The organism is Streptococcus sp. CF4-3, assembly GCF_024295385.1.
GTDB lineage: Bacteria > Bacillota > Bacilli > Lactobacillales > Streptococcaceae > Streptococcus > Streptococcus infantis_I.
This window is the reverse complement of the sequence record NZ_JANCPN010000004.1, coordinates 58,765-82,734: the sequence shown is the minus strand read 5'-3', so window position 1 is coordinate 82,734 and position 23,970 is coordinate 58,765. Positions and strand designations below refer to the sequence as shown.

At 42.0% G+C, this 23,970-nt stretch carries 18 protein-coding genes; 3 read left to right on the top strand and 15 right to left on the bottom strand.

The features are described 5' to 3' along the window. Positions 1-10: 10 nt before the first annotated feature. The 10 genes from prfB to NML75_RS04830 form a co-directional block, all read right to left on the bottom strand. Positions 11-1,106, bottom strand: a protein-coding gene (gene prfB, locus NML75_RS04875; protein ID WP_100249482.1) for a peptide chain release factor 2 whose coding sequence is annotated in 2 segments (ribosomal slippage) — positions 11-1,033 and positions 1,035-1,106 — 1,095 coding nt in all. Because the reading frame shifts where the segments join, the coding sequence is not laid out codon by codon here. A 178-nt stretch (positions 1,107-1,284) separates the two neighbouring features. Then, positions 1,285-2,544: a TRZ/ATZ family protein gene (locus tag NML75_RS04870; protein ID WP_254804195.1), complete on the bottom strand. Its 1,260-nt coding sequence runs from the start codon at positions 2,542-2,544 to the stop codon at positions 1,285-1,287. A 121-nt stretch (positions 2,545-2,665) separates the two neighbouring features. Further along, positions 2,666-4,414 carry an ABC transporter ATP-binding protein gene (locus NML75_RS04865; RefSeq protein ID WP_254804194.1) on the bottom strand — a complete coding sequence of 583 codons (1,749 nt, stop codon included), beginning with the start codon at positions 4,412-4,414 and terminating at the stop codon, positions 2,666-2,668. Between the two features lies 1 nt (position 4,415). Beyond that, entirely contained in the window at positions 4,416-6,140 is a 1,725-nt protein-coding gene (locus tag NML75_RS04860) for an ABC transporter ATP-binding protein (protein ID WP_254804193.1), read from the bottom strand. Between the two features lie 51 nt (positions 6,141-6,191). Then, positions 6,192-7,130: a peptide-methionine (R)-S-oxide reductase MsrB gene (gene msrB, locus NML75_RS04855; protein ID WP_254804192.1), complete on the bottom strand. Its 939-nt coding sequence runs from the start codon at positions 7,128-7,130 to the stop codon at positions 6,192-6,194. Positions 7,131-7,253: 123 nt separating this feature from the next. Continuing rightward, positions 7,254-8,123: a homoserine kinase gene (gene thrB, locus NML75_RS04850; protein ID WP_254804191.1), complete on the bottom strand. Its 870-nt coding sequence runs from the start codon at positions 8,121-8,123 to the stop codon at positions 7,254-7,256. 1 nt (position 8,124) lies between these two features. Beyond that, positions 8,125-9,411 carry a homoserine dehydrogenase gene (locus NML75_RS04845; protein ID WP_004251347.1) on the bottom strand — a complete coding sequence of 429 codons (1,287 nt, stop codon included), beginning with the start codon at positions 9,409-9,411 and terminating at the stop codon, positions 8,125-8,127. Positions 9,412-9,697: 286 nt separating this feature from the next. Continuing rightward, positions 9,698-10,420 (bottom strand): peroxide stress protein YaaA, encoded by a 723-nt coding sequence (gene yaaA, locus NML75_RS04840; RefSeq protein WP_004251349.1) that lies wholly within the window; start codon positions 10,418-10,420, stop codon positions 9,698-9,700. A 45-nt stretch (positions 10,421-10,465) separates the two neighbouring features. Further along, entirely contained in the window at positions 10,466-10,876 is a 411-nt protein-coding gene (locus NML75_RS04835) for a peptide deformylase (protein ID WP_004251351.1), read from the bottom strand. Between the two features lie 110 nt (positions 10,877-10,986). Then, a complete protein-coding gene (locus NML75_RS04830; RefSeq protein WP_254804190.1) occupies positions 10,987-13,671 on the bottom strand; it encodes a cation-translocating P-type ATPase in 2,685 nt (894 codons plus the stop codon). A gap of 270 nt (positions 13,672-13,941) precedes the next feature. On the opposite strand from NML75_RS04830, the gene NML75_RS04825 reads away from it, so the two are divergent. Continuing rightward, the gene (locus NML75_RS04825; RefSeq protein ID WP_254804189.1) at positions 13,942-15,132 is read left to right on the top strand and encodes a cation diffusion facilitator family transporter; all 1,191 of its coding nucleotides are present in this window, start codon (positions 13,942-13,944) and stop codon (positions 15,130-15,132) included. Between the two features lie 43 nt (positions 15,133-15,175). On the opposite strand, the gene scrK is transcribed toward NML75_RS04825, so the two are convergent. Together scrK and NML75_RS04815 are read right to left on the bottom strand one after the other, a co-directional pair. Continuing rightward, entirely contained in the window at positions 15,176-16,063 is an 888-nt protein-coding gene (gene scrK / locus NML75_RS04820; RefSeq protein WP_006148929.1) for a fructokinase ScrK, read from the bottom strand. A 140-nt stretch (positions 16,064-16,203) separates the two neighbouring features. Next, positions 16,204-18,108 carry a sucrose-specific PTS transporter subunit IIBC gene (locus tag NML75_RS04815; protein ID WP_254804188.1) on the bottom strand — a complete coding sequence of 635 codons (1,905 nt, stop codon included), beginning with the start codon at positions 18,106-18,108 and terminating at the stop codon, positions 16,204-16,206. Positions 18,109-18,473: 365 nt separating this feature from the next. Between NML75_RS04815 and NML75_RS04810 the strand changes: the two genes are divergently transcribed. Together NML75_RS04810 and NML75_RS04805 are read left to right on the top strand one after the other, a co-directional pair. Then, positions 18,474-19,928: a sucrose-6-phosphate hydrolase gene (locus NML75_RS04810; RefSeq protein WP_254804187.1), complete on the top strand. Its 1,455-nt coding sequence runs from the start codon at positions 18,474-18,476 to the stop codon at positions 19,926-19,928. Continuing rightward, a complete protein-coding gene (locus tag NML75_RS04805; protein WP_254804186.1) occupies positions 19,909-20,874 on the top strand; it encodes a LacI family DNA-binding transcriptional regulator in 966 nt (321 codons plus the stop codon). The genes NML75_RS04810 and NML75_RS04805 overlap by 20 nt, the downstream gene beginning before the upstream one ends. A 37-nt stretch (positions 20,875-20,911) precedes the next feature. On the opposite strand, the gene NML75_RS04800 is transcribed toward NML75_RS04805, so the two are convergent. The 3 genes from NML75_RS04800 to NML75_RS04790 form a co-directional block, all read right to left on the bottom strand. After that, positions 20,912-22,186 carry a hydroxymethylglutaryl-CoA reductase, degradative gene (locus NML75_RS04800; RefSeq protein ID WP_254804185.1) on the bottom strand — a complete coding sequence of 425 codons (1,275 nt, stop codon included), beginning with the start codon at positions 22,184-22,186 and terminating at the stop codon, positions 20,912-20,914. Then, a complete protein-coding gene (locus tag NML75_RS04795) occupies positions 22,186-23,358 on the bottom strand; it encodes a hydroxymethylglutaryl-CoA synthase (RefSeq protein WP_036759237.1) in 1,173 nt (390 codons plus the stop codon). Before NML75_RS04795 ends, NML75_RS04800 begins: the two co-directional genes overlap by 1 nt. 162 nt (positions 23,359-23,520) lie before the next feature. Continuing rightward, entirely contained in the window at positions 23,521-23,970 is a 450-nt protein-coding gene (locus NML75_RS04790) for a threonine/serine exporter family protein (protein WP_006148936.1), read from the bottom strand.

Genomic DNA, 23,970 nt, shown 5'->3' with positions numbered 1-23,970 from the left:
TTCCTTTCTTTTAACTGATACGCCATTTCAGATAAGCATCAATGAAACCATCTAGGTCTCCATCCATTACCTTATCTACTTGCGCTACTTCAAAGTTGGTACGATGGTCTTTTACCATTGTATAAGGCGTAAATACATAGGAGCGGATTTGGCTTCCCCATGTAATTTCCTTTTTCTCACCCTTGAGCGAGTCTACCTCAGCAGCTTTCTTTTCCTGCTCCATCTGATAGAGTTTTGCCTGAAGCATCTTCATAGCACGGTCACGGTTTCCGTACTGAGTACGGTCGACGGTTGATGCTACGACGATCCCTGTCGGAATGTGAGTCAAGCGGACACCTGTTGAAACCTTGTTGACGTTTTGTCCACCTGCTCCACCTGAACGGAAGGTATCCATCTTGATATCATCCTCACGGATGTCAACTTCTATGGTATCATCCAACTCTGGCATAACTTCTACAGAAGTAAATGAGGTGTGGCGACGTTTGGCAGAGTCAAATGGTGAGATACGAACCAAACGGTGAACTCCCATCTCTGACTTGAGAAGACCATAAGCATTTGGTCCTTCAAAAGACAAGGTTACTGACTTGATTCCTGCCTCATCACCTGCTTGGTAGTCTAAGACCTCAACCTTGAAGCCTTTGGCATTTCCATAGCGAGTATACATACGAAGGAGCATATCGCCCCAGTCTTGAGCCTCTGTTCCCCCAGAACCTGGATGGATTTCAAGGATGGCGTTGTTGTGATCGTAGGGTTCTGACAAGAGAAGGGTCATTTCGTAGCTAGTCATCATCTGATCTAACTCATCGAGTTTTTCAACCAACTCATCCTTAACGGATTCATCCTCTGCCAAAAAGTCCAGTAAAATCTCAACTTCATCCTGCAACTCATCCATCTTGTGGAAGGTATTATAGGTATTTTTGAGTTCGTTTAATTCTTGCGACGTTTTTTGGGCCGCAATATTATCGTTCCAAAAATCAGGTTCTGTCATTTTGTTTTCCAAAATGGCAATTTCTTCCTCTAAACCTTCGAGGTCAAAGAGACCCCCTGAAAGAAGCTAATTTTTCACGATTTGCGTCAATTTTTTGACGAATTTCTGAAATGTCCATACATACTCCTTTAATTGTATCGTTTTATTATACCATAATTTTTTTTATTTATCTAATCGGTGTTTTTCTAATTTAGTATCAATATATTTTGCAAGACATCTACTGACCTTATTTCTAGCAAAAATTTAAAAACCTCACAAGAAATTTCCTATGAGATTTCGTAAATTTATACTACTTTTTACAAGTTAACAGTCAGCACTTGACCGTCTTTCACGACTTGCTCACCAGCGATATAGACATCATTAACATCACTGGATTTGACGGCATAAACGAGGTGAGACAGCATGTTTTCTTGAGGCTGAAGATGGATTTTGTCTTTGGGTTGGATGACGAGGAAATCAGCTTGCTTGCCGACTTCCAAACTACCAATCTCATCTGCCATTCCTAACACCTTAGCACCCTCGATTGTCAAGGCCTTGAGGGCGGTTTCGATCGGAAATTGGCTGGCATCGCCACTCTTCATTTTCTGTAAGAGTGCTGCAGTCCGCCCTTCCTCAAACATATCCAGGTTATTGTTAGACGCAACTGAGTCCGTCGCAATACCAACTGCTACTCCTGCTTTTTGAAGTTGGACGACTGGTGCAATCCCTGAGGCTAATTTGAGGTTGCTGATAGGATTGTGGGCGATAGCGACTTGCGAATCTGCCAAGCGGGCAATCTCTGCTTCATTTAACTCCACACCATGGGCAAAGACAGCTTTATGGTCCAAATAGCCAAGCTCATCCAGAAAGGCTAATGGGCGTTTGCCATAGCGTTTCAGGATAATGCCTGACTCTTCCTGTGTTTCTGCAACATGGATATGAAGAGGAATGTTTTCTTCTTTTGCTAGCTCAAGACTTGCCTCCAGCAAATCTCGACTACAACTGTAGGGCGAATGAGGAGCCACCATCACCTTGAAATTTGGGTCTTGATAGCCTTTGATTGTCTCGATAACAGATCGAGTTCTGGCTATAGTTTCAGCCGTCGTCTCCACATCTGAAGAAAAGAGGGTTGGAGAAAAATAGCAACGCATCTTGGATGCCTTGACTGCCTCATAAATCTTTTCTATCTCCACTCCATTAGGATTGTACATATCATTGAAAGTTGTCGTTCCTGACTGGAGCATCTCTGTTAGCGCCTCTTTGACAGCCTTTGTGGTCATCTCTGGTGTGAATTCTGCTTCTGCTGGCCAGATATAGTCCTCCAGCCATTCGTGGAGATTGCTATCATCACGAATGCCTCTCAAGCCTGTCATGGCAGAGTGAGTATGGCAGTTAACCAAGCCAGGCATAATCCAGGCACCCTGATAGTCTATGATTTGATCTACTTGTTTAAGAATCTCTTGATTTTCCTGACCGACATAGACGATTTGGGATTCTTTAATAGCTAAAATCCCATCTAAATAGACGTGGAAATCTTGGTCACAAGTCACGATATTTACATGCTGAAAGACTTTCATCCCTAGGCTCCTTTTCTATATAAGTATTCATACGGGATAATTTTTCTAGCTATTGTAACAAAAAAGTCACCCGAAGGCAACTTTTCTTGTTTGTTCATTGACATTATAATGGCTTTCCCATTTATTCTGGGCTAAAAGGTGCTGCTTGCTGCATTTGATAGTATTTGCCTTTTCTCGTCATGAGTTCCTCATGATTGCCATATTCGACAATATCTCCATCGACCAAGACAAGAATCAAATCAGCATCTTGAATGGTCGATAAACGGTGGGCAATGATAAAGCTTGTCCGCCCTTTCATGAGTTTGGCAAAAGCATCCTGAACAAGCACCTCTGTCCGGGTATCAATGGATGAAGTCGCCTCGTCTAATATCAGAATCTTAGGAATGGCTAGAAAGACACGTGCGATGGTCAAAAGCTGAGCTTGACCAACAGACAAGGATTCCCCTGCATTTTCAAGCTTGGTATCATAACCCTGTGGCAATTGTTGGATAAAGAAATCCGCATTTGCTGCCTTGGCTGCTGCAATGACCTGTTCTCGACTAGCATCAGGATTGCCAAAGGCAATATTGTCATGAATGGTTCCCTGCTTAAGCCAAGTTTCTTGGAGCACCATCCCAAACTGCTGTCGAAGAGATGCTCTAGTATAGTCGTAAATAGAATGACCGTCTAGCAAAATATCTCCTGAATTAATCGGGTAAAAACGCATGAGAAGATTGATAAGGGTAGACTTTCCAGCACCCGTTGGTCCAACGATAGCAACCTTACTACCGGCTGGAATATCAATAGACAGATCCTTAATCAAGATCTTTTCAGAATTGTAACCAAAAGAAACATGTCTAAAGGAAATAGCTCCCTTGACTTGGTCGCTGTTCAATTCTTTAAGACCAGTTTCTGTAACTTCTGGACTTTTTAGAACAGCATAAACACGTTCTGCACAAGCTAAGGCGCTTTGCAACTCGGCTAAGACTGATGAAATATCGTTAAAAGGCTTGGTGTACTGCTGCACATAGTTCAAAAAGGTTACCAAACGCCCAACCGTCAAAGTAGAACCCGCCATGATGCGCAAGGCTCCAACACCAGCAAGTAGAGCATAAATGAGGGAATTGACAAAACGGGTCGAAGGATTGACTGTCGAAGAATAAAAGATAGCCGACTGAGAATAACCTGCGTAGTTGTCATTCGCCTCATGAAGTCTCTCGACAAATTCATCCTGAGCATTGAAGGACTGGATAATATTCTGTTGGGTGAGCGATTCTTCGATCAACTGAGTCTGAATCCCCCTAGTCTCAGTCTGCTTTTGAAAGAGATGGTAGGATCTCTTGGCAATAAAGCGTGAAATGACCATAGATAGAGGTGTTAAGAGCAGAACCAAGAGAGTCATCAATAGATGGATTTGGAGCATGGCAAGGATGCTTACCAAAATCATCAAAACTCCTATGAAAAATTGGTTGAAAATCATATTCAGACCCGCTGCCAACTGCTCAATATCTGTCGTTACACGGCTGACCATTTCTCCACTACCTTGTCTATCTACCAGGGCAATCGGGAGGCGATGGAGTTTTTCAATGATTTTTTCGCGCAAATCTCTGGTATAGGAGAAAATCAATCGATTATAGAGGAGAGGATTGGCCCATTGTACCAGCGTATTCCCAATAACCACCAAAATCATCTGGAGGAAAATCTGCCAAAATAGCTGGGATGAACCATCGACTAGAACTTGGTCAATCACCTGTCCTATCAAGATTGGTAGATAGATTGATAGGGCTACCTGAGCAATGGTACCCAAGAAAGCCAGGAAAAGAAGGACGGGATGTCCAGCTAAATCTTTTGCTAGACGTTTGAGGGTTTGACTTGCATGTTTGCCTTTCATTCTAGTCCTCCTTCCCATGTTGGGATGCATTGATTTCACGGTAGACTTGACTAGTCTTCATCAATTCCTCATGATTTCCAAGCGCTAATTGCTGACCTTTCTCTAAAAGGAGAATTTGATCAGCAATCTTCAAGGTTGAAGTTCGTTGGGAAATCAAGATCAAACTAGTGTCAGGCAAGTTCTCTTGAATGGCCTTTAGAAGATTGGACTCGGTGATGGTATCAAGGGCTGAAGTCGCATCATCCAAGATGAGGAATGGTGCTTTGTGTAAGACTGCTCGGGCAATCGATAAACGTTGTTTTTGCCCACCTGAAAAATTACGACCACCTGCTTGAACCTCTGCGTCCAGCTGACCTTCCTTATCACTGACAAAGTCCTTGGCCTGGGCAATTTCTAAAGCCTGCCAGAGTTCTTGGTCAGAGACTGTTTCTTCCATACCTAGAGTCAAGTTAGAACGGATGGTTCCCTTAAAGAGTTCAACCTTTTGAGGGACATAGGCCATCCAGGACCGCCATTCAGAAAGATTGCGAGGACTACGTCCATCTCGATAAAGGGAAATGCTTCCCTTATCTGCCGTATAAAGGCCAAGTAGAACCTGGACCAAGGTTGACTTACCAGAACCAGTCCCCCCGATGATTCCAAGAATTTGTCCTTGTTGCATAGCAAAAGAAAGATTTCGCAAGGATGGTTGAGCAGCATCTGGGTAGGTAAAGCTCAAGTGTTCAACTCGTAAGGACTGGTTCGAGGAGGTTTCTTTTGGGGCAATTTCTGCCAGTATATCCTCAGGTTGTTCAGCGAAGACTTCCTCAATCCGCTTGGCAGATATATAAGACTGGTTGAGTGAATTGATGAGCATGGCTAGTTTTATCAACTCTACCAAGATTTGCAGGAGATAGTTAATCAGGGCAATCAAGGCACCTTGACTGAGCCAGCCTCCCTGGATAGAAATATAACCATTCCAGATAATCACCAGCAAAGTCCCATTGACGATCAAATAGGTCAAGGGGGGCAAGAGACTGGACCAGTGTCCTGTTTTCATTTGGATAGCTGTATAGACTTGATTGAGTACTTGGAAGTTCTCGATTTCTCGTTTTTCTTGACCAAAAGCACGAATGACACGCATACCTTGTATCTGTTGGCGTGTTTTCTGAACCAGCTGGTCTGTTTTCTTTCTCAAAATACTATAGAGAGGATTGACCAAGCGTGATAACACGACAATGACAAAGGACAAAATGGCAACCATGACCAAAAACCAGAAGGTCAATTCAGGCGAGAGACGATAAGCCATAAAAATGGCACCAAAAACAATAATAGGAGCCCTTAAAAATAGGCGTAAAAATTGATTGATTCCTGTCTGAATCTGATAGGTATCTGAAGTCAAACGCGTCACCAAACTCGAGGTCGTTAAACGGTCTCTACTATCCTTGGGCAAGGAAAGAATATGACGATAGAGGTCATTGGTCAACTCCTTGGAAAATCCTACTGCTGCCTTAGCTGAGTAAAATTGAGCAACTAAGGCTACCAAAACGCCAATAACTGCAAAAACAAAGAGGAAACCCATTTGCATCCAGAGGTGCCCCTGATCTTTTTGGGGGATAGATTGGTCGACAATTCCAGCTATTACCATGGGTACCAAGAGTTCAAAAACGGCTTCTAGTAGCTTAAACAAGGGCGCTAGAAATGACTCCTTGAGGTAGGGTTTAATGTAAGAAAGTAATTGTTTCATGTGTCCCTTCTATTTCCAAAATGAAGAAGGTGGAAAAACCACCATCTTTTTTTATTTGTTCAAATATGGAAGTAGGTAGCCATAACCTGCCTCTTCCATTTCATCCTTAGCAATGAATCGTAAGGATGCAGAATTGATACAATAGCGTAAACCACCTAGTTCCTGAGGTCCGTCTGTAAAGACATGTCCCAAGTGAGCATTTCCTGAACGTGACCGAACTTCGATACGCTCCATACCGTGACTCAAATCCTGGTAGTAATGAATGAGTTCCTTGGAAATAGGACGGCTAAAACTTGGCCAACCACAGCCTGAGGCAAACTTATCCTTGGCAAAGAAGAGGGGCTCACCAGTCGTGATATCGACATAAATTCCTTCCTCAAAAGTTTGGTCGTAGGCATTGCTAAAGGGAGCTTCCGTCGCAGCCTCTTGGGTAACTCTATAAGACTCTTCCGACAAATTTTCTCTTAAATCTGCCTGACTAGGCTTTTCGTAGTTAGCGGCATCTATCAGTGGTTTCTCAGCATCCCTCACATCAATGTGGCAATAGCCACCAGGATTTTTCTTGAGGTAGTCTTGGTGATAGTCTTCAGCCAAGATATAGTGGCGAAGCTTCTCCACTTCCACTGCAATTTTACGACCGATGAGTAGTTCTTGTTCGCGAACTACTGTATTGATCGTTGGTAGATCAACTTCTTCTAGGTAATAAATCCCTGTTCGGTATTGACGACCACGGTCATTGCCTTGTTGGTTGACAGATAAAGGATCAATAACTCGGAAATAATAGAGTAAAATCTCACGAAGCGATACCACCTTTTCATCGTAGATGACTTGCACTGTCTCTGCGTGATCTGTTTCTTTGATTAATTGATAATTGGTAGTTTCAACTTGACCATTGGCATAACCAACACTGGTTTGCAGCACTCCAGAAATACGTGAAAAGTATTCTTCCAAGCCCCAAAAACAACCGCCTGCTAAATATATTTCTGCCATTTCAAATCCTCCTTGACCGTCTGTCGGTCGCTAAACACGGGAAACAATTTATATCCCGTATTTCATTTTCAAAAAAAGGACAGGAAGCCTCTAATAGAGAGTTTCCCCATCCCATTGTTCTGTTTACTTTTCTTCGACGCGAACGCCTTGTGTATCAACTTGCAAATCATGAAGCTTGCCTTTGAAAGGTTGTTTTTCAAGCTCTGCCTTAATTTTAGGCATCTTATCAGGCTCAGCTAGAACCATGACAGTAGGCCCAGCACCAGACAAGTAGGTCGCATAAGCACCATTTCTCTTGGCAACTTTCTTGATGGTCGCAAATTCTCTCACCAGTTCTTGACGGTAACGCTCATGGAAAAGATCACTCTCAATCGCCTGGCCTGCTTTGACCATATCTCCAGTCAGTAGGGCTGCAATAGCCACATTGGCGATAGAACTTGCAGCAACGGCTTCCTTGTAAGAGAGTTTCTTTGGCAAGACACCACGACTATCGCGAGTACGCAATTCATAGTTTGGAATATAAGCTAGGAAAGCACACTCTGGGAAAGGCGCCACAACAGCTGAAACCTGACCTTCGACTGAGCTTGCAATGACCAGATTACCATAGATAGCAGGTGCAACATTATCAGGATGCCCTTCAATCTTAGTCGCCAATTGTAATTTTTCATGTTTGCTTAGCTTCAAGTTTCCGAGTTGATTTGCCAGTTCAATCCCAGCAACGATGACCGAGCTCGATGAACCTAGCCCACGCGCAAGTGGAATATCACTGATCATCTTCAGACGTCTAGGTTGGAGGTCTGGAACAATTTGTAGAGCAATCTTCAGCAAAAGATTACGTTCATCACGTGGAATCCATTTGCCTAATTGGTGCTCAATCATCCATTCTTCGCGTTCTTCACAAACCTGAATTTCTAGATACTTGGTTACAGCTACACCAACCGAGTCAAAACCAGGACCCACATTGGCACTTGTAGCAGGTACAATAATCTTCATCTTAGTCTCCTAAAACCTTGAAGGTGTTGAGAAGTTCAAACTCGGCTACCGCCTTCAAAGCGTCTGTAATATTTTCAAGCTGCGCCTTGTTGATCTTATGGCTGATGATGACAACACGAGCCTTGCCTTCTTGCTTACCATCTTGAAGGATTTGCTTGAAGGAAATATCTTCCGCATTAAAGAGCTCAGCCAATTTCAAAACTTGACCTTTTGAGTCTGGAGCCAAGATTGAGAAATAATAGTTAGCTTTGACATCTTCTGGCTTAGCCAAGACTACTGGACGGCTGTATTCATTAAAGGCTTTTCCAATTGTTCCATCATTCAAACGACGAACGATGCGGGCAATATCAGCCACAACACTTGTTGCAGTTGGTTTTTGACCAGCACCTGGTCCATAGTACATAGACTCGCCGATACCGATAGACTCTACAAAGACTGCATTCATAACACCATTAACACTTGCAAGTGGATGTACTTTAGGAAGGAAGGTTGGCGTAACCTCAGCAGCGATTCCTGAAGCTGTTTCTTCGATAGAACCAACCAGCTTGACTACATAACCAAGTTCTTGGGCTACTGCTACATCTTCTGGAGTGATGTTGCGAATTCCTTGGTGGGCAACATCTTCAAATTTAACATTCATTCCAAAGGCGAACTGACTGAGGATGACCATCTTGTAAGCCGCATCAATCCCATCAACGTCATTGGTAGGGTCGCTCTCAGCAAAGCCAAGTCGTTGAGCTTCTGCCAAAGCATCTTCATAAGACCAGCCTTCTGTTACCATTTTGGTCATCATAAAGTTAGATGTTCCGTTGACAACACCAAGAACACGTGTGATTTTGTCTGATGCTAGTGAGTTGACCAAGGTACGAAGGATTGGGATTCCTCCTGCAACAGCTGCTTCGTAGTAGAGGGCAACATTGTGAGCTTTGGCTACCTCAAGCAATTCTGCACCATGGACTGCCAAAAGGTCCTTGTTAGCTGTCACGACGTGTTTCCCTGCTTCTAAGGCACGAGTGATAAATGTTTTAGCAGGTTCGATACGCCCCATCAACTCAACAACGATCGTGATGTCTTTGTCTGACAAGATTTCATCGATATTTGTTACAAAATTAAAATCATTTCCTGCTTCAAGCAAGCGGGTTTTCTCTTGATCGTCTTTGACCAAAACTTTAGCTACTTCAATTTCTGACTGAGCCGCTTGAACAATTTTTTCTTTATTTTCCTTTAGCAAGAATGGTACGCCACTGGCAACTGTACCAAATCCAAGTAAAGCAATCTTAACTGACATGTTTGTCTCCTCGAAATTTTCTAATAGTCCTATTATACCAAAATTGTGTGAAAATTCCTACCATTCTAAACTAAAAATAGGATCATCAAATCACAAAAAAGGGCTGGGACAAAAGTCCTAGCCTCTCATTTGTCTATGGATTGTCGAGCAAGACGCAGTGGTTGAGTGGGCTCCACTACGCTGATTTCATCAGCTTTTACAGCCCTACTCAACTGTGCGGAGGTTGGACGACGAAATCGAATTCTAACGAATTACCGATTTCTGTCCCACTCTCTCTATTTCCTATCTATTTCACAAAAGCCAATTCCTTGTCACTAGACAAGTCTTCTCGATAATTGAAACCCGCAAAGCTGAGCTTTTTAATCTCTTCAACTGAGGTTACCTGATTTTCCGTCAAAGATGTTAAGAAGGCGCCTCTAGCTTTTTTCGAAATGGTTGAATGGATTTTTAGTTTCCCATCTCTATCTTCCATAAACTTAAAGGTCACCATTTTTTCACGGATTTCTTTAGGAAAAACATTCTCAAATTCTGATGACAAGAGAGAAAAGATTAACTCCTGGTCTTTCATTGACTCCTCATAGGCTGACTGCCAATGACTTTTCAAGCTTTTTCCAGCGACTTTTAGTTTCATCAAAAAGTCCAGTCTGTGAGGCGCAATCGGTTCAAAGGCTGGAATCACACCATAGAAAGCTGACGTTATCATGAGGTGTTTCTCGAGATATGTTTGCTCCTCCTTGGTGAGATCGTCCCGTTTGATGTTGCGATACATGAGTCCATCAAAGAGGTGCAAGGCTGGATAGTTTGTCGCAGTTTCATTTTTCAAGGCCTGGATATGGTCATACTCCTCTTGCGCTTTTTCGGCAGATATTTTGTAAAAACTCTCCAGCTCTTGGGCAGAATATCTGGCCAATTCATCCAGCACTGCCTGACTTTCAGGAGGCAATGGTTTAGCCTCTAAACTAGGGATTTCGGTATTCATTTCTTTTGCGGTTGGGATTAGAATTTTCATAGTGTTAGTGTAGCATATTTTTTTAGGACTACCAAGGATTTGCACCTAAATAATACGACCTTCTAAATGATCCAATTCATGCTGACAAATCTGAGCAGGAAATCCTGTCAGGGTAACGGTTTGCTCTTGCCAATGGATATCTCTGTAGCTTACTGTAATCTTCTCATACCTAGTTGTCGGTCTTACACCTGTCAAAGACAAACAACCTTCCTCTGTCTCGTATGCTCCTTCAAAAGATTGGAGAACTGGATTAAACATAACCATGGGAATCATTCCGATATTAAAAATAATGACGCGTTTTTGTACCCCAATCATATTGGCCGCTAGTCCAACACAGCTTTCTCGGTTAGCCAATAGGGTATCCTGCAAATCCTTTGCTAGGGGTAGATCTTCCTGACTTGCAGGCTGGGATACCTGCGACAAAAACAAGATATCTTTTACAATTTTCTTTTCCAAGACTCTTTCCTCCATACGATATCAGTCTACTTGATTATAGCACAAAATCTTTGGCAGTTTATCTTTATATATAAACAAAAAGCCATCCGAAGATGACTTTTCATGATTGTTTAAATAGCGTTTTTATCTTTTCCAAGCGCTCGTTGGACTGCTTTAACAATCTCAACAAGGACCACGATCATAAGTGCTCCTACGGCAACAACCATCCATTGAGTCAAGCTCAAGTTTGAAACGTGGAAGAGATTATTAAATCCAGGAACCAAAATTGTCACCACAAAGAGTACAAAGGCAACTGGGATAGACCAGTTAAAGGTCTTGTTGGTAAAGAGTCCCACTTTAAAGATTGATTGGTAAACCGACTTAACGTTAAAGGCATGGAGCAATTGGATCAAACCGAGAGTTGCAAAAGCCATGGTAAGGGCATCCGCATGGATTTCAGTATGACTTTGGTGCTCTGGGAAGAGAAGAGCCCAACCATAAACACCTAAAACTAGCATCGTTTGGAAGATCCCTTGATAAATGATTGCTCCGAAGACACCACCATCAAAGAAGTTAGACTTACGGCCACGCGGTTTGTGAGTCATAACGCCTGGCTCAGCTGGTTCCACACCAAGGGCGATGGCTGGTAGCGTATCTGTTACCAAGTTAATCCATAGCAAATGCACTGGTTGAAGCACATCCCAACCTAACAAGGTAGCAAAGAAGATGGTGAAGACTTCAGCCATATTAGCAGACAAGAGGTATTGGATTGATTTTTGGATATTGGAGAAGACTTTACGTCCTTCTTCTACCGCTACGATAATGGTTGCAAAGTTATCATCGGCGAGGACCATATCAGAAGCTCCCTTAGAAACCTCTGTACCTGTAATCCCCATACCGATACCGATGTCAGCTGTCTTAAGTGATGGTGCATCGTTGACCCCGTCACCTGTCATGGCAACAACTTTACCTTCATTTTGCCATGCTTTCACGATACGAACCTTGTGCTCAGGTGATACACGTGCGTATACAGAGTATTGCTTGAAGACTTTTTGGAATTCTTCATCCGTGAGTTCATTCAACTCAGCACCAGTGAAGACATGGTCTTCTGTATCATTTGGATCGATGATACCGAGACGTTTAGCAATAGCTTCAGCCGTATCTTGGTGGTCACCTGTGATCATGATTGGACGGATACCTGCTTCTTTAGCGACACGTACAGCTTCTGCAGCTTCTGGGCGCTCAGGGTCAATCATTCCGATCAAACCAGAGAAGATGAGGTCAGACTCAACAATTTCAGATTCCAAGGTTGGGATTTCGTTGCTTGTCTTATAAGCCATCATCAAGACACGAAGGGCTTGTTTAGCCAAGTCTTTGTTGGTAGCAAGGATAGCTTGTTTATCTTCTTCTGTGATTGGGCGAACTTCCCCATTGACTTCAATACGAGTCACGCGCTTGAGCAGTTGGTCAGGCGCACCCTTGACAGCGATAAAGTAAGAACCGTCTGCTTCCTTATGAATGGTAGACATGAGTTTACGGTCTGAGTCAAATGGCAATTCAGCTACACGTGGCTCATCCTTCAAGACTTCACGAACATCAAAGTTGTGGTCCAAACCAAACTGTACAAGAGCTGTCTCCGTTGGATCCCCGATCAGCTTGCCAGATGGGTCCACCTTGGTGTCATTGGCAAAGTTCATGATACGTAGCGTATTGTTGTTAGCAGCAATTTCAGATGCCGAGCTTTGCAATTGACCGTTGGTATAAACTTTTTCAACCGTCATTTGGTTCATGGTCAAAGTACCTGTTTTATCAGATGCAATGATTTCTGTTGAACCAAGCGTTTCAACCGCTGGCAATTTACGGACAATCGAATTACGTTTTGCAAGGGTTGTAGTCCCCAATGATAGAACGATGGTTACAATGGCAGGGAGACCTTCTGGAATCGCCGCAACCGCAAGGGCAACCGCCACCATCAAGCCTTCTAATGGATGTTCACCACGAACAAAGACACCAACCAAGAAGGTAATAACTGCAATCACAATGATTAAGTAAGTCAAGGCCTTAGATAATTGTTCCAAGCTTTGCTTCAATGGTGTTTCTGTCTCATCAGCATTGGCCAACATGTCCGCAATCTTACCAACTTCAGTATACATACCAGTGTTAGTCACGACACCAATACCACGACCGTAAGTTACGTTTGAGTTTTGGTAACCCATATTAACTCGGTCCCCAATACCAGCATCTGCTTCTACCATTTGAGTAATATCCTTTTCAACCGGTACAGACTCACCAGTAAGAGCAGCTTCTTCGATTTTAAGAGACGCCGCTTCAAGCAAACGCATATCGGCAGGCACCACATCTCCAGCTTCTAGCAAGACGATGTCCCCAGGCACCAATTCTTTTGAGTCAATCTCAATAACATGACCATCACGACGAACACGAGCCATCGGGCTAGACATATTTTTCAGAGCTTCAATGGCTGCTTCTGCTTGCCCTTCTTGGTAAACCCCAAAGGCAGCATTCAAGACAACAACGGCCAAGATGATAATGGCATCCGTTAGACCGTCCATTCCTTCTGTAATCACAGAAAGTGCCGCTGCCGCAAGCAAGATGATAATCATCAAATCCTTAAATTGATCAAGGAATTTAGCTAGCAGGCTACGTTTCTCTCCCTCTTCCAACTCATTACGACCATAAGTCGCTAGTCGTTCTTGAGCTTGAGCAGTTGACAAACCTTCAATCGATGAGTCCAAGTTCTTTAGGACTTCTTCTGAGGTCTGTGTGTAAAACAAGTCTTTATTTTGTTCTTTTGACAAAACAGTCTCCTCCTTTTTGGCCTCTTTTTACAAAAAAAGAGACCTGTTTTTTAAAAAAACAAGTCTCGCTGTTTAATATAGTGCCGGAAATAATTCGTAATGACGACACTATCGCGGTTAACCGCCAGCTACTCCCTTGAGTAGTTCTATTATATCAGAATTTCAAAAGTTTTCAAGTTTTGAGGTGTATTTAACTTACTTCCCACATTTGAATTTTCCTTGGAAAACCAGTATAATGAAAGAATACTAAAATGCTAGAAGGGGAGTTAGATGAATCAATCGGTTTCAAACTTAAAATTGGCTGAGCGTGGTGCCATTATCAGCATCTTGACCTATCTATTCTTGTCTGCAGCTAAGCTAGCAACCGGACACTTGCTCCATTCATCCAGTTTGGTAGCAGATGGTTTTAACAACGTTTCAGATATTGTTGGAAACGTGGCCCTTCTCATCGGGATTCGTTTGGCTCGCCAACCGGCAGATAGAGATCATCGCTTCGGCCACTGGAAAATAGAGGATTTGGCAAGTCTCATCACTTCCATCATCATGTTTTACGTTGGCTTTGATGTTCTACGTGACACCATTCAAAAGATACTCAGCCGAGAACAAACGGTCATTGACCCACTTGGGGCGACTCTGGGAGTCATCTCTGCTATCATCATGTTTGCCGTTTATCTCTACAATACCCATCTGAGCAAGCAAGCTAAGTCCAAAGCTCTCAAGACAGCAGCCAAGGACAATCTGTCAGATGCCGTGACATCTCTTGGAACTTCAATTGCTATCCTGGCTAGTAGCTTCAACTATCCAATCGTGGATAAGTTGGTCGCTATTATCATTACCTTCTTTATTCTTAAAACTGCTTATGATATCTTTATCGAGTCATCCTTCAGCCTTTCTGATGGTTTTGATGAACACTTGCTAGAAGATTACCAAAAGGCTATCATGGAAATTCCTAAGATTAGCAAGGTCAAATCACAACGCGGTCGTACCTACGGAAGCAATATTTATCTGGATATCACACTTGAGATGAACCCAGACCTCTCTGTTTTTGAAAGTCACGAAATTGCGGACCAGGTCGAATCCATGCTATCAGAACGATTTGGTGTCTTTGATACAGACATTCATATTGAACCAGCACCAATCCCTGAGGATGAAATCCTGGATAATGTCTATAAAAAATTGCTCATGAGAGAGCAACTAATCGACCAAGGAAATCAACTGGAAGAGTTACTTGCAGAAGATTTCATTTATATCCGCCAGGACGGACAAGAACTGGACAAGGATGCCTATAAGGCTGAAAAAGAATTAACCTCTGCCATTAAAGAGCTTCATTTAACCTCTATCAGCCAGAAAACAAAGCTCATCCGCTACCAAGTCGGTGATACCATTCATACCAGTATCTGGCGTCGCCACGAAACTTGGCAAAATATTTTCCATCAGGAAACAAAAATAGAAAAAGACTAAAGCAAAACTCCCAACTGAGAAAGTTGGGAGTTTTTTTATATTCTTATTTTGCAACGCTCTTAGCAAGAACGAAGTTTCCTAGTGTAGCTGAACCATTGCCAGCAACAGCTGGAGTCACGATATAGTCACGTACATCTGGAACTGGTAGGTAGCCATTGAGTAGGGCTGTGAATTTCTCACGTACACGGTCAAGCATATGTTGTTGAGCCATAACCCCACCACCAAAGACGATGACATCTGGACGGAAAGTTACAGTCGCATTCACTGCAGCTTGAGCAATGTAGTAGGCTTGAACATCCCAGACAGAGTTGTTGAGTTCAATGTTTTCCCCACGAACACCTGTACGAGCTTCCAAACTTGGACCAGCTGCATAACCTTCCAAACATCCATTATGGAAAGGACAAACACCTTTAAATTCTTTTTCAATATCCATTGGGTGTCTAGCTACATAATAATGACCCATCTCAGGGTGACCAACACCGCCAATAAACTCGCCACGTTGGATAACACCTGCACCGATACCTGTACCGATAGTGTAATAAACTAAGTTTTCGATACGACCGCCGGCATTATTACGAGCAACCACTTCACCGTAGGCAGAACTGTTTACGTCTGTTGTGAAGTACATTGGCACGTTTAGAGCGCGACGAAGAGCACCAAGCAAGTCTACATTTGCCCAGTTAGGTTTTGGAGTTGTTGTGATAAATCCGTAAGTTTTTGAGTTTTTATCGATATCGATTGGACCAAATGAACCAATGGCAAGTCCTGCAAGATTGTCGAATTTTGAGAAGAACTCGATGGTTTTATCGATTGTTTCAATAGGTGTTGTTGTAGGAAATTGTACCTTTTCTACAACATTATAGTTTTCATCTCCGACAGCACAGACAAATTTTGTACCGCCTGCTTCCAAACTTCCGTATAGTTTTGTCATGATAAACCTCTTGTATTTATTTTCTCTATTATAGCATATTCCCATAAGGAAAATTACTCTATATTTTAGTTTTTTCTCTGTAAATTTAATCATTCAAGCAAAAACGAACAAACATGACATTTGTTCGTTTTTTTGATTTATTAAGCTTTAACTTCGATGATTGCGTCACCCTTAGCAACTGATCCAGAAGCAACTGGATTTACTGAAGCAAAGTCTGCAGTGTTTGTTACGATAACCATTGTTGTGTTATCAAGTCCTGCAGCAGCAATCTTAGCTGAGTCAAACGTTCCAAGAACTTCTCCAGCTTTAACCTTGTCACCTTGGGCAACTTTATGATTGAATCCTTCACCGTTCATTGAAACAGTATCGATACCAACGTGAATTAAGATTTCAGCACCGTTAGCTGTTCTCAATCCATAAGCATGGCCAGTTGGGAAGACGATTGTTACTTCAGCATCAGCTGGTGCATAAACAACATCTTGGCTAGGTTTCACGGCGATACCTTGTCCCATAGCTCCACTTGAGAATACTGGGTCATTCACATTTGAAAGAGCAACAACATCACCAACGATTGGTGTTTGGATTGTTTCGTCTTGAAGAGTTGCTGGTACTTCTTCATTTACCACTGTAGTTTCTTCAGAAACTGTTTCTTCAACAACTTCTGTTTCTTCTTTGTAACCAAAAGCATATGTCAAACCGAAACCAAGGGCAGTTGTAACTAAGACCATAAAGACATACTTAAGGAGTTGACCGTTGATATAGAGAAGTGTTCCAGGAATGATCGTAATACCAAAGCTAGTACCTGCCAAACCTAGAATGTTTGCTAACCAACCACCAGCAGCACCGGCGATAAGCCCCATGATAAACGGTTTACCATAGCGAAGATTGATACCAAAAATAGCTGGTTCAGTGATACCAAGTCCAGCAGAAAGTGCAGCTGGGAAGGCAAGAGCTTTAATTTTGGGATTCTTTGTTTTTACACCAACAGCAAGCGTTGCTCCAAGTTGAGCAGTCATAGCTGCTGTAATAATAGCATTAAGAGGATCTGAACCTGTAGAAGTAACAAGGTTAGCCTCCAAGAGATTGAAGATATGGTGAACACCTGTAACAACGATGACCTGATGAACACCACCAAGGATTAATCCACCTAGACCCATTGGAAGACTGAGCAACCAAACAGTAGCGACTTTGACATAGCTTTCAACTTCGTGGAATACAGGTCCAATGACAAACAAGGCCAAAATAGACATTACTAAGAAAGTCAAGAATGGTACAAGGAGTAAATCTAATACATCTGGAATACGCTTACGGAGCCACTTTTCTAGTTTAGCACCAGTCAAACCAACGAAGAAGGCTGGTAAAACTGAGTTTTGATAGCCGACAACTTTGATAAAACCAAAGAAGAGGATTGGTTGAGCGTCACCAGAGGCCACAGCCCAGGCATTTGGTAAGGATGAGTTTACCATCATCAATCCTAGAACCAAACCAAGCAATGGATTTCCACCGAAGACTCGAAAGGCTGACCAACAGATTAAGGCTGGGAAGAAGGCAAAAGCTGTATCTGTCAAAACAACTGAATAGGTATAGAAGTTTGTTGCTTTAAAAGCTTCTGCAGTTGTTCCAAACAAAGCCAAAACTTGATCTTGAACAATAGCCCCACGAATTCCCATAAACAAACCAGTAGCAACGATTGCTGGCAAAAGAGGTACAAAGACGTCACCGAAAGTACGGATGGCACGTTGGAACCAATTTCCTTGTTTGCCTGCTTCTTCTTTCATCTCATCTTTAGATGAAGTTGGCAAACCAAGAGCTACGACTTCATCGTACATCTTGTTTACTGTACCAGTACCAAAGATGATTTGGTATTGACCTGAGTTAAAGAAAGCACCTTGAACTTTTTCCAAGTTCTCGATAGCATCCTTATTGATTTTCGCTTCATCTTTCACCATCACACGGAGGCGAGTCGCACAGTGAGCTACACTGTTGACGTTCTCACGTCCACCCAAGGCTTCGATGACTTTTTTTGCAATTTCTGTATTGGTCATTTGCAAAAATCTCCTTATAAAAAAATTTGTTCTTGTTTGAAAGCGATTTTACTCACCCTACGAGTATTATTTTATCATCTTTCAAAAATATGTCAAGCGTTTTGCAGAAAAAGTTTTTTGATTGTTAAAATTTTTGATAGTTTTTGCTTCTTTCTTGATAAATTCGTCTCAAAAACGCCTGTTTCTACGTGATTTTATGTGAATATTTTCAAAAACTTTCATATTTTCATTAATTTTCATAAAAATAGGCTTCTAATTATCTGTCAATCGTTTGACATTTTTTTCTTAAATTCGATATAAAAGACTTGCTTTTTTATAAGGAAACGTTTACTATAAAGATAGTAGAATTTATGGAGGGAATATAAATGGAATGGACTACCGAGCGTCGTTATAGACGCTATGAAGATTGGACACAAGAAGAAAGAAAAGAAATCCAAGAAAAGATGGCACAATCCCCATGGCACGTCAGCTATCACATTGAGCCAAAAGAAGGACTCCTTAATGATCCAAATGGCTTTTCTTATTTTGATGGCAAATGGGTTGTTTTTTACCAAAATTTCCCCTTTGGTGCAGCTCACGGTTTGAAATCTTGGGTTCAGCTTGAAAGCGACGACTTGGTTCACTTTACTGAAACAGGTGTAAAAATATTACCTGATACTCCTCTGGATAGCCACGGTGCTTACTCTGGATCTGCTATGCAGTTTGGCGATAACTTGTTCCTATTTTATACAGGAAATGTCCGTGATGAAAACTGGATCCGTCACCCTTATCAGATCGGTGCCTTGATGGATAAGGATGGAAATATTAACAAAATTGATAAGATCTTGATTGATCAGCCTGCTGATGCTACTGACCACTTCCGCGATCCACAAATTTTTAACTTTAAAGGACAATACTACGCTATCGTTGGTGGACAGGACTTGGAGAAAAAAGGATTCATCCGTCTCTATAAGGCTGTAGACAACGACTACACGAACTGGCAAGTAGTTGGCGACCTTGACTTTGCTAACGACCGTACTGCCTATATGATGGAGTGCCCAAATCTTGTCTTTGTTGGGGAACAGCCTGTCCTTCTTTACTGCCCACAAGGTTTGGATAAAAGGGTTCTTGACTATGACAATATCTATCCAAATATGTATAAAATTGGCGCTTCCTTTGACCCAGAAAATGCTCGTATGGTAGATGTGTCTGAACTTCACAATCTTGATTATGGATTTGAAGCCTATGCCACTCAAGCCTTTAACGCTCCTGATGGTCGCGCCCTGGCAGTTAGCTGGCTTGGTCTACCAGACGTTTCTTACCCATCTGACCGTTTTGACCACCAAGGAACTTTTTCATTAGTCAAAGAACTTACCATTAAAGATGGCAAACTCTATCAGTACCCTGTAGCAGCTATCCAGGACCTCCGAGCTTCAAAAGAGGAATTTTCAAATCGTTCTGAAACCAAAAACACCTACGAACTTGAGCTTAACTTAGAAGCCAATAGCCAAAGCGAAATTGTCCTTTTTGCTGATAAAGACGGCAAGGGGCTATCTATCAATTTTGACTTTGTCAATGGCCAAGTAACCGTTGATCGTAGTCAAGCAGGTGAGCAATATGCTCAAGAATTTGGAACTACTCGCTCTTGCTCAATTACTAATCAAGCAACTACTGTCAATATCTTCATCGACAACTCAGTCTTTGAAATTTTCATCAATAAAGGAGAAAAAGTATTTTCTGGTCGTGTCTTCCCGCATGCGGACCAAAATGGGATCCTTATCAAATCTGGAAACCCAACTGGAACATACTACGAATTAGAATATGGTCGCAAAACTAACTGATGTCGCAAAATTAGCTGGTGTCAGCCCTACTACCGTTTCACGTGTCATCAACAAAAAGGGTTATCTGTCAGAAAAAACCATTCAAAAAGTCAATGATGCTATGCGTGAACTGGGTTATAAACCCAACAACCTAGCTCGCAGTCTTCAAGGAAAGTCTGCCAAATTAATTGGGCTAATTTTCCCTAAAATCAGCCATGTTTTCTACGCGGAGTTAATTGATAAATTGGAACACGAACTCTTCAAAAAAGGCTACAAGACTATTATTTGTAATAGCGAGCACGATTCGGAAAAAGAACGCGAATACATCGAAATGTTAGAAGCCAACCAGGTGGATGGCATCATTTCGGGAAGTCACAACCTTGGGATTGAGGATTACAATCGCGTAACGGCTCCAATCATTTCATTTGACCGTAACCTATCACCAGACATACCTGTCGTTTCTTCTGATAACTATGCTGGCGGAGTCCTAGCCGCTCAGACTCTGGCTAAAACTGGAGCCAAATCTATTATCATGATTACAGGTAATGACAACTCCAATTCCCCAACTGGACTTCGTCATGCTGGTTTTGCTTCAATCTTGCCAAAGGCTCCTATTATCAATGTTTCCAGTGACTTTTCACCCCTTCGTAAGGAAATGGAAATTAAAAATATCCTGACCAAACAAAAACCAGATGCGATTTTCGCCTCTGATGATTTGACTGCTATTTTGGTTATTAAGATTGCCCAGGAGCTTGGAATCTCTGTACCTGATAAACTCAAAGTGATCGGCTATGACGGAACTTATTTCATTGAAAATTTCTATCCTCACCTTACTACCATTAAACAACCCTTGGAAGAAATTGCTCGCCTAACAGTTGATTTGCTCTTACAAAAAATTGAAGGCAAAGAGGTTGCTACTACTGGTTATTTCTTGCCGGTTAGTCTCTTGCCAGGTAAAAGTATTTAAACAAAAAACTCGGACTGAATCAGTCTGAGTTTTTTTCTTATGATCTAAATTTTTTCAAGAGTGTTTGGGCTTTTTCTAAATTAAAGGTTTTTTCAGCAATCAAGCTTTCTACCAACTTAGGCACTTCAGCCTCTGTGGCTCCTGCAAGGAGGGCTAGTGACTTCGCTTGAAGTTTCATGTGTCCATGCTGAATTCCTGTGCTGACAAGAGCTTTAAGAGCTGCAAAATTTTGTGCAAGACCAATTGACACGATAATTTGAGCCAATTCCTTAGCTGATGGATAACCTAGCAGCTCATGACTGAGAACTACACGAGGATTAAGACCAATTGATCCACCTTTGGTAGCAACTGGCATCGGCATAGTCAGCTCTCCTATTAGCTCTTCGGTTTCCAAATCCATAGTCCAACTACTAAGGCCTCGATAGGAACCATCATGACTGGCATAGGCATGTGCTCCCGCTTCAATGGCCCGCCAATCATTTCCAGTAGCAATCAAGAGAGCATCGATTCCATTAAAGATTCCCTTATTGTGAGTAGCTGCTCGATAAGGATCTGCTTGAGCAAAGTGGCTGGCTAAAACCATTTTTTCTGCTAGTTCACGCGCTTCATCCTTCTGGCGACTCAAATAACGAAAGGCAATCCGACAAGTTGCAGTTACTAGAGAATCTGTTGCGTAGTTGGATAGAATTCCCATTAAACTTTGCCCTTGACTTAGAGCCTCTAGACTTGGTTTTAAAGCTTCAAGCATGGTATTGAGCATATTAGCTCCCATGGCTTCCTGAGTATCGACATGGAGATAAACCACTAAAAAGTCAGCCTCACCAGAAATTTTCTCAACTGTTAGCTCTCTGGCTCCACCACCACGTTTGACAATAGATGGATAGGCTTGGTTTGCTTGTTCGAGTAGCTCTGCCTTCTGACTCAAAATAGCCTGACATGCTTTATCCCTATCTGGAACCTGATAAAGAGCTACCTGACCAATCATTTGGCGTTGATGAACCTGAGCAGTAAAACCACCCGCACGTTTGATAATCTTACTAGCAAAACTAGCCGCAGCAACGACGGATGGTTCTTCTGTTACATAAGGAACTGTGTACTCTTGACCATTTACCAACACTTCTGGAACTACTGAGTATGGAAGTGAGAAGGTCCCCACTACATTTTCACTCAGTTGGTCCGCAACTGCTATACTAAGATTTTCATTTTGCTCAAGACTTTCTTGGGCTTCCATAGAAGTAAGCGCCTGAGACTTAACGAACTCAAGGCGCTCTTGAATTGATTTTTTAGCAAATCCATTCCAATTTTTTTTCATTATTTTTCAACCTTGCTGTAGCGACGTTGGTGTTCTACAATCTCAACCAGAGCATAGTCCTGTCCTTCATAGCCTGACATGGTTGCAGAACCTGACTCATCCAAGTTTGCTTCCTCAAAGAAGATTCGTTCATAATCAGCTACGCTCAATGCTTGACGCTGGTCTAGCAATTCTAAGCGATTTTTCTGCAATTGCTGTTCATAGCCTTCAACCAATTCCACACTGAAGAACTCAGATACAGCACCACTTCCGTAGCTATAGAGAGCTAGCTTGTCCCCTGCTTTGAGACTATCAGAATTTTCAAGAAGAGACAAGAGTCCTAAAAAGAGTGAACCTGTATAGATATTCCCAACCTTTTGGCTGTAAATAATGGACTCATCAAAGTGTTTTTGAAGTAAATCCTTTTTCTCTTGAAGTAGAGATTTATCAAGAATTTTTTTCAATCCCTTGAGAGCTAGCTTTGGATATGGCAAATGGAAACAAATAGCTTCAAAATCATTCAAGTCGCAATCATAACGCTTTTGGTACTCTTCCCAAGTCGTTTTTAAGCTATCCAAATACTGCTGTGTTGAGTAGACTCCATTTACAAATGGGGTCGTTGAATAATTTGGACGCCAAAAGTCCATGATATCACGAGTCTGCGCAACGTTATCGTTGTTGAAGACCATAACACGTGGATTTTGACTAATCAACATGGCAACACAACCTGCTCCTTGAGTTGGTTCCCCAGGAGTTTCGACACCATATTTTGCAATATCACTAGCTAGTACCAAAACTTTTGATTTAGGAGAATTTTCTACGTGTAACTTAGCATAGTGAAGGGCCGCAGTTGCACCATAGCAAGCTTCTTTGATTTCAAAACTACGAGCAAAAGGTTGAATTCCAAGTAGACCGTGTACAAAAACCGCAGCCGCCTTACTTTGATCGACTCCAGATTCTGTCGCTACGATAACCATATCAATCTCTTGCTTCTCTTCTTCAGTCAGGATAGAATTTCCTGCACTGGCAGCCAAGGTAACAATATCCTCCGTTAAAGGAGCAATACTCAATTCTTTTAAAAGGAGTCCTTTACTCAATTTTTCAGGATCAGTCCCTCGAGCTTCTGCTAAATCTTGTAATTTCAAAACGTATTGACTGGTCGCAAAACCAATCTTATCAATACCGATTGTCATATTTACCTCTATTTTTATCATTCATTGTAAAAATTCGTTCACCTCTATTTTATCATAATTGAGGTCAAATGAGCGAAAAAAGACTTGATTCCCCAAATCAAGTTCATTTCTATCGTCGTTCTCATGTTCTTTCAGCCACTCTACCCACGAAAAAATCGAGACTTAGCTAGCTCGATTCTTTTTGAGATAGTGATACAACTTCAGTACAACTGTCCCACTTGCCATTCCTATAGAGATAACAAGGGCCAACATCATCACCAACATTGCACTGGCAATGGCGTTTCTATAGTCGCCTGTCACAAAAAATGAAGTCGTTCGATAAGAGAGATAACCTGGTACCAGCGGAGCCAAGATGGCCAAAGCAAACACAACGGCTGGTGTTTTGTAGAGAATACTCATAATCTGGCTGATACAAGAACCAATTACAGCGGCAATAAAGGTCGCCAAAATAACATTAGTTGGCTCCTTGAGTATTAGATAGAGCAGCCAGATTGACATTCCCAAAACTCCACCAGGAATGAGCATAGAACGTTGGACGTTTAAAACGATTAAAAAAGTGATAATAGCTAGCAGACTAGCTAAAGCCTGCAATAAAAATGTTGTTAGAGTCAT

Excerpts from the sequence above, each read along its gene's own strand:
- NML75_RS04870 (WP_254804195.1), bottom strand. The coding sequence starts at position 2,544 with ATGAAAGTCTTTCAGCATGTAAATATCGTGACTTGTGACCAAGATTTC.
- NML75_RS04865 (WP_254804194.1), bottom strand. The coding sequence starts at position 4,414 with ATGAAAGGCAAACATGCAAGTCAAACCCTCAAACGTCTAGCAAAAGAT.
- NML75_RS04860 (WP_254804193.1), bottom strand. The coding sequence starts at position 6,140 with ATGAAACAATTACTTTCTTACATTAAACCCTACCTCAAGGAGTCATTT.
- msrB (WP_254804192.1), bottom strand. The coding sequence starts at position 7,130 with ATGGCAGAAATATATTTAGCAGGCGGTTGTTTTTGGGGCTTGGAAGAA.
- thrB (WP_254804191.1), bottom strand. The coding sequence starts at position 8,123 with ATGAAGATTATTGTACCTGCTACAAGTGCCAATGTGGGTCCTGGTTTT.
- NML75_RS04845 (WP_004251347.1), bottom strand. The coding sequence starts at position 9,411 with ATGTCAGTTAAGATTGCTTTACTTGGATTTGGTACAGTTGCCAGTGGC.
- yaaA (WP_004251349.1), bottom strand. The coding sequence starts at position 10,420 with ATGAAAATTCTAATCCCAACCGCAAAAGAAATGAATACCGAAATCCCT.
- NML75_RS04825 (WP_254804189.1), top strand. The coding sequence starts at position 13,942 with ATGAATCAATCGGTTTCAAACTTAAAATTGGCTGAGCGTGGTGCCATT.
- scrK (WP_006148929.1), bottom strand. The coding sequence starts at position 16,063 with ATGACAAAACTATACGGAAGTTTGGAAGCAGGCGGTACAAAATTTGTC.
- NML75_RS04815 (WP_254804188.1), bottom strand. The coding sequence starts at position 18,108 with ATGACCAATACAGAAATTGCAAAAAAAGTCATCGAAGCCTTGGGTGGA.
- NML75_RS04810 (WP_254804187.1), top strand. The coding sequence starts at position 18,474 with ATGGAATGGACTACCGAGCGTCGTTATAGACGCTATGAAGATTGGACA.
- NML75_RS04805 (WP_254804186.1), top strand. The coding sequence starts at position 19,909 with ATGGTCGCAAAACTAACTGATGTCGCAAAATTAGCTGGTGTCAGCCCT.
- NML75_RS04800 (WP_254804185.1), bottom strand. The coding sequence starts at position 22,186 with ATGAAAAAAAATTGGAATGGATTTGCTAAAAAATCAATTCAAGAGCGC.
- NML75_RS04795 (WP_036759237.1), bottom strand. The coding sequence starts at position 23,358 with ATGACAATCGGTATTGATAAGATTGGTTTTGCGACCAGTCAATACGTT.
- NML75_RS04790 (WP_006148936.1), bottom strand. The coding sequence starts at position 23,970 with ATGACTCTAACAACATTTTTATTGCAGGCTTTAGCTAGTCTGCTAGCT.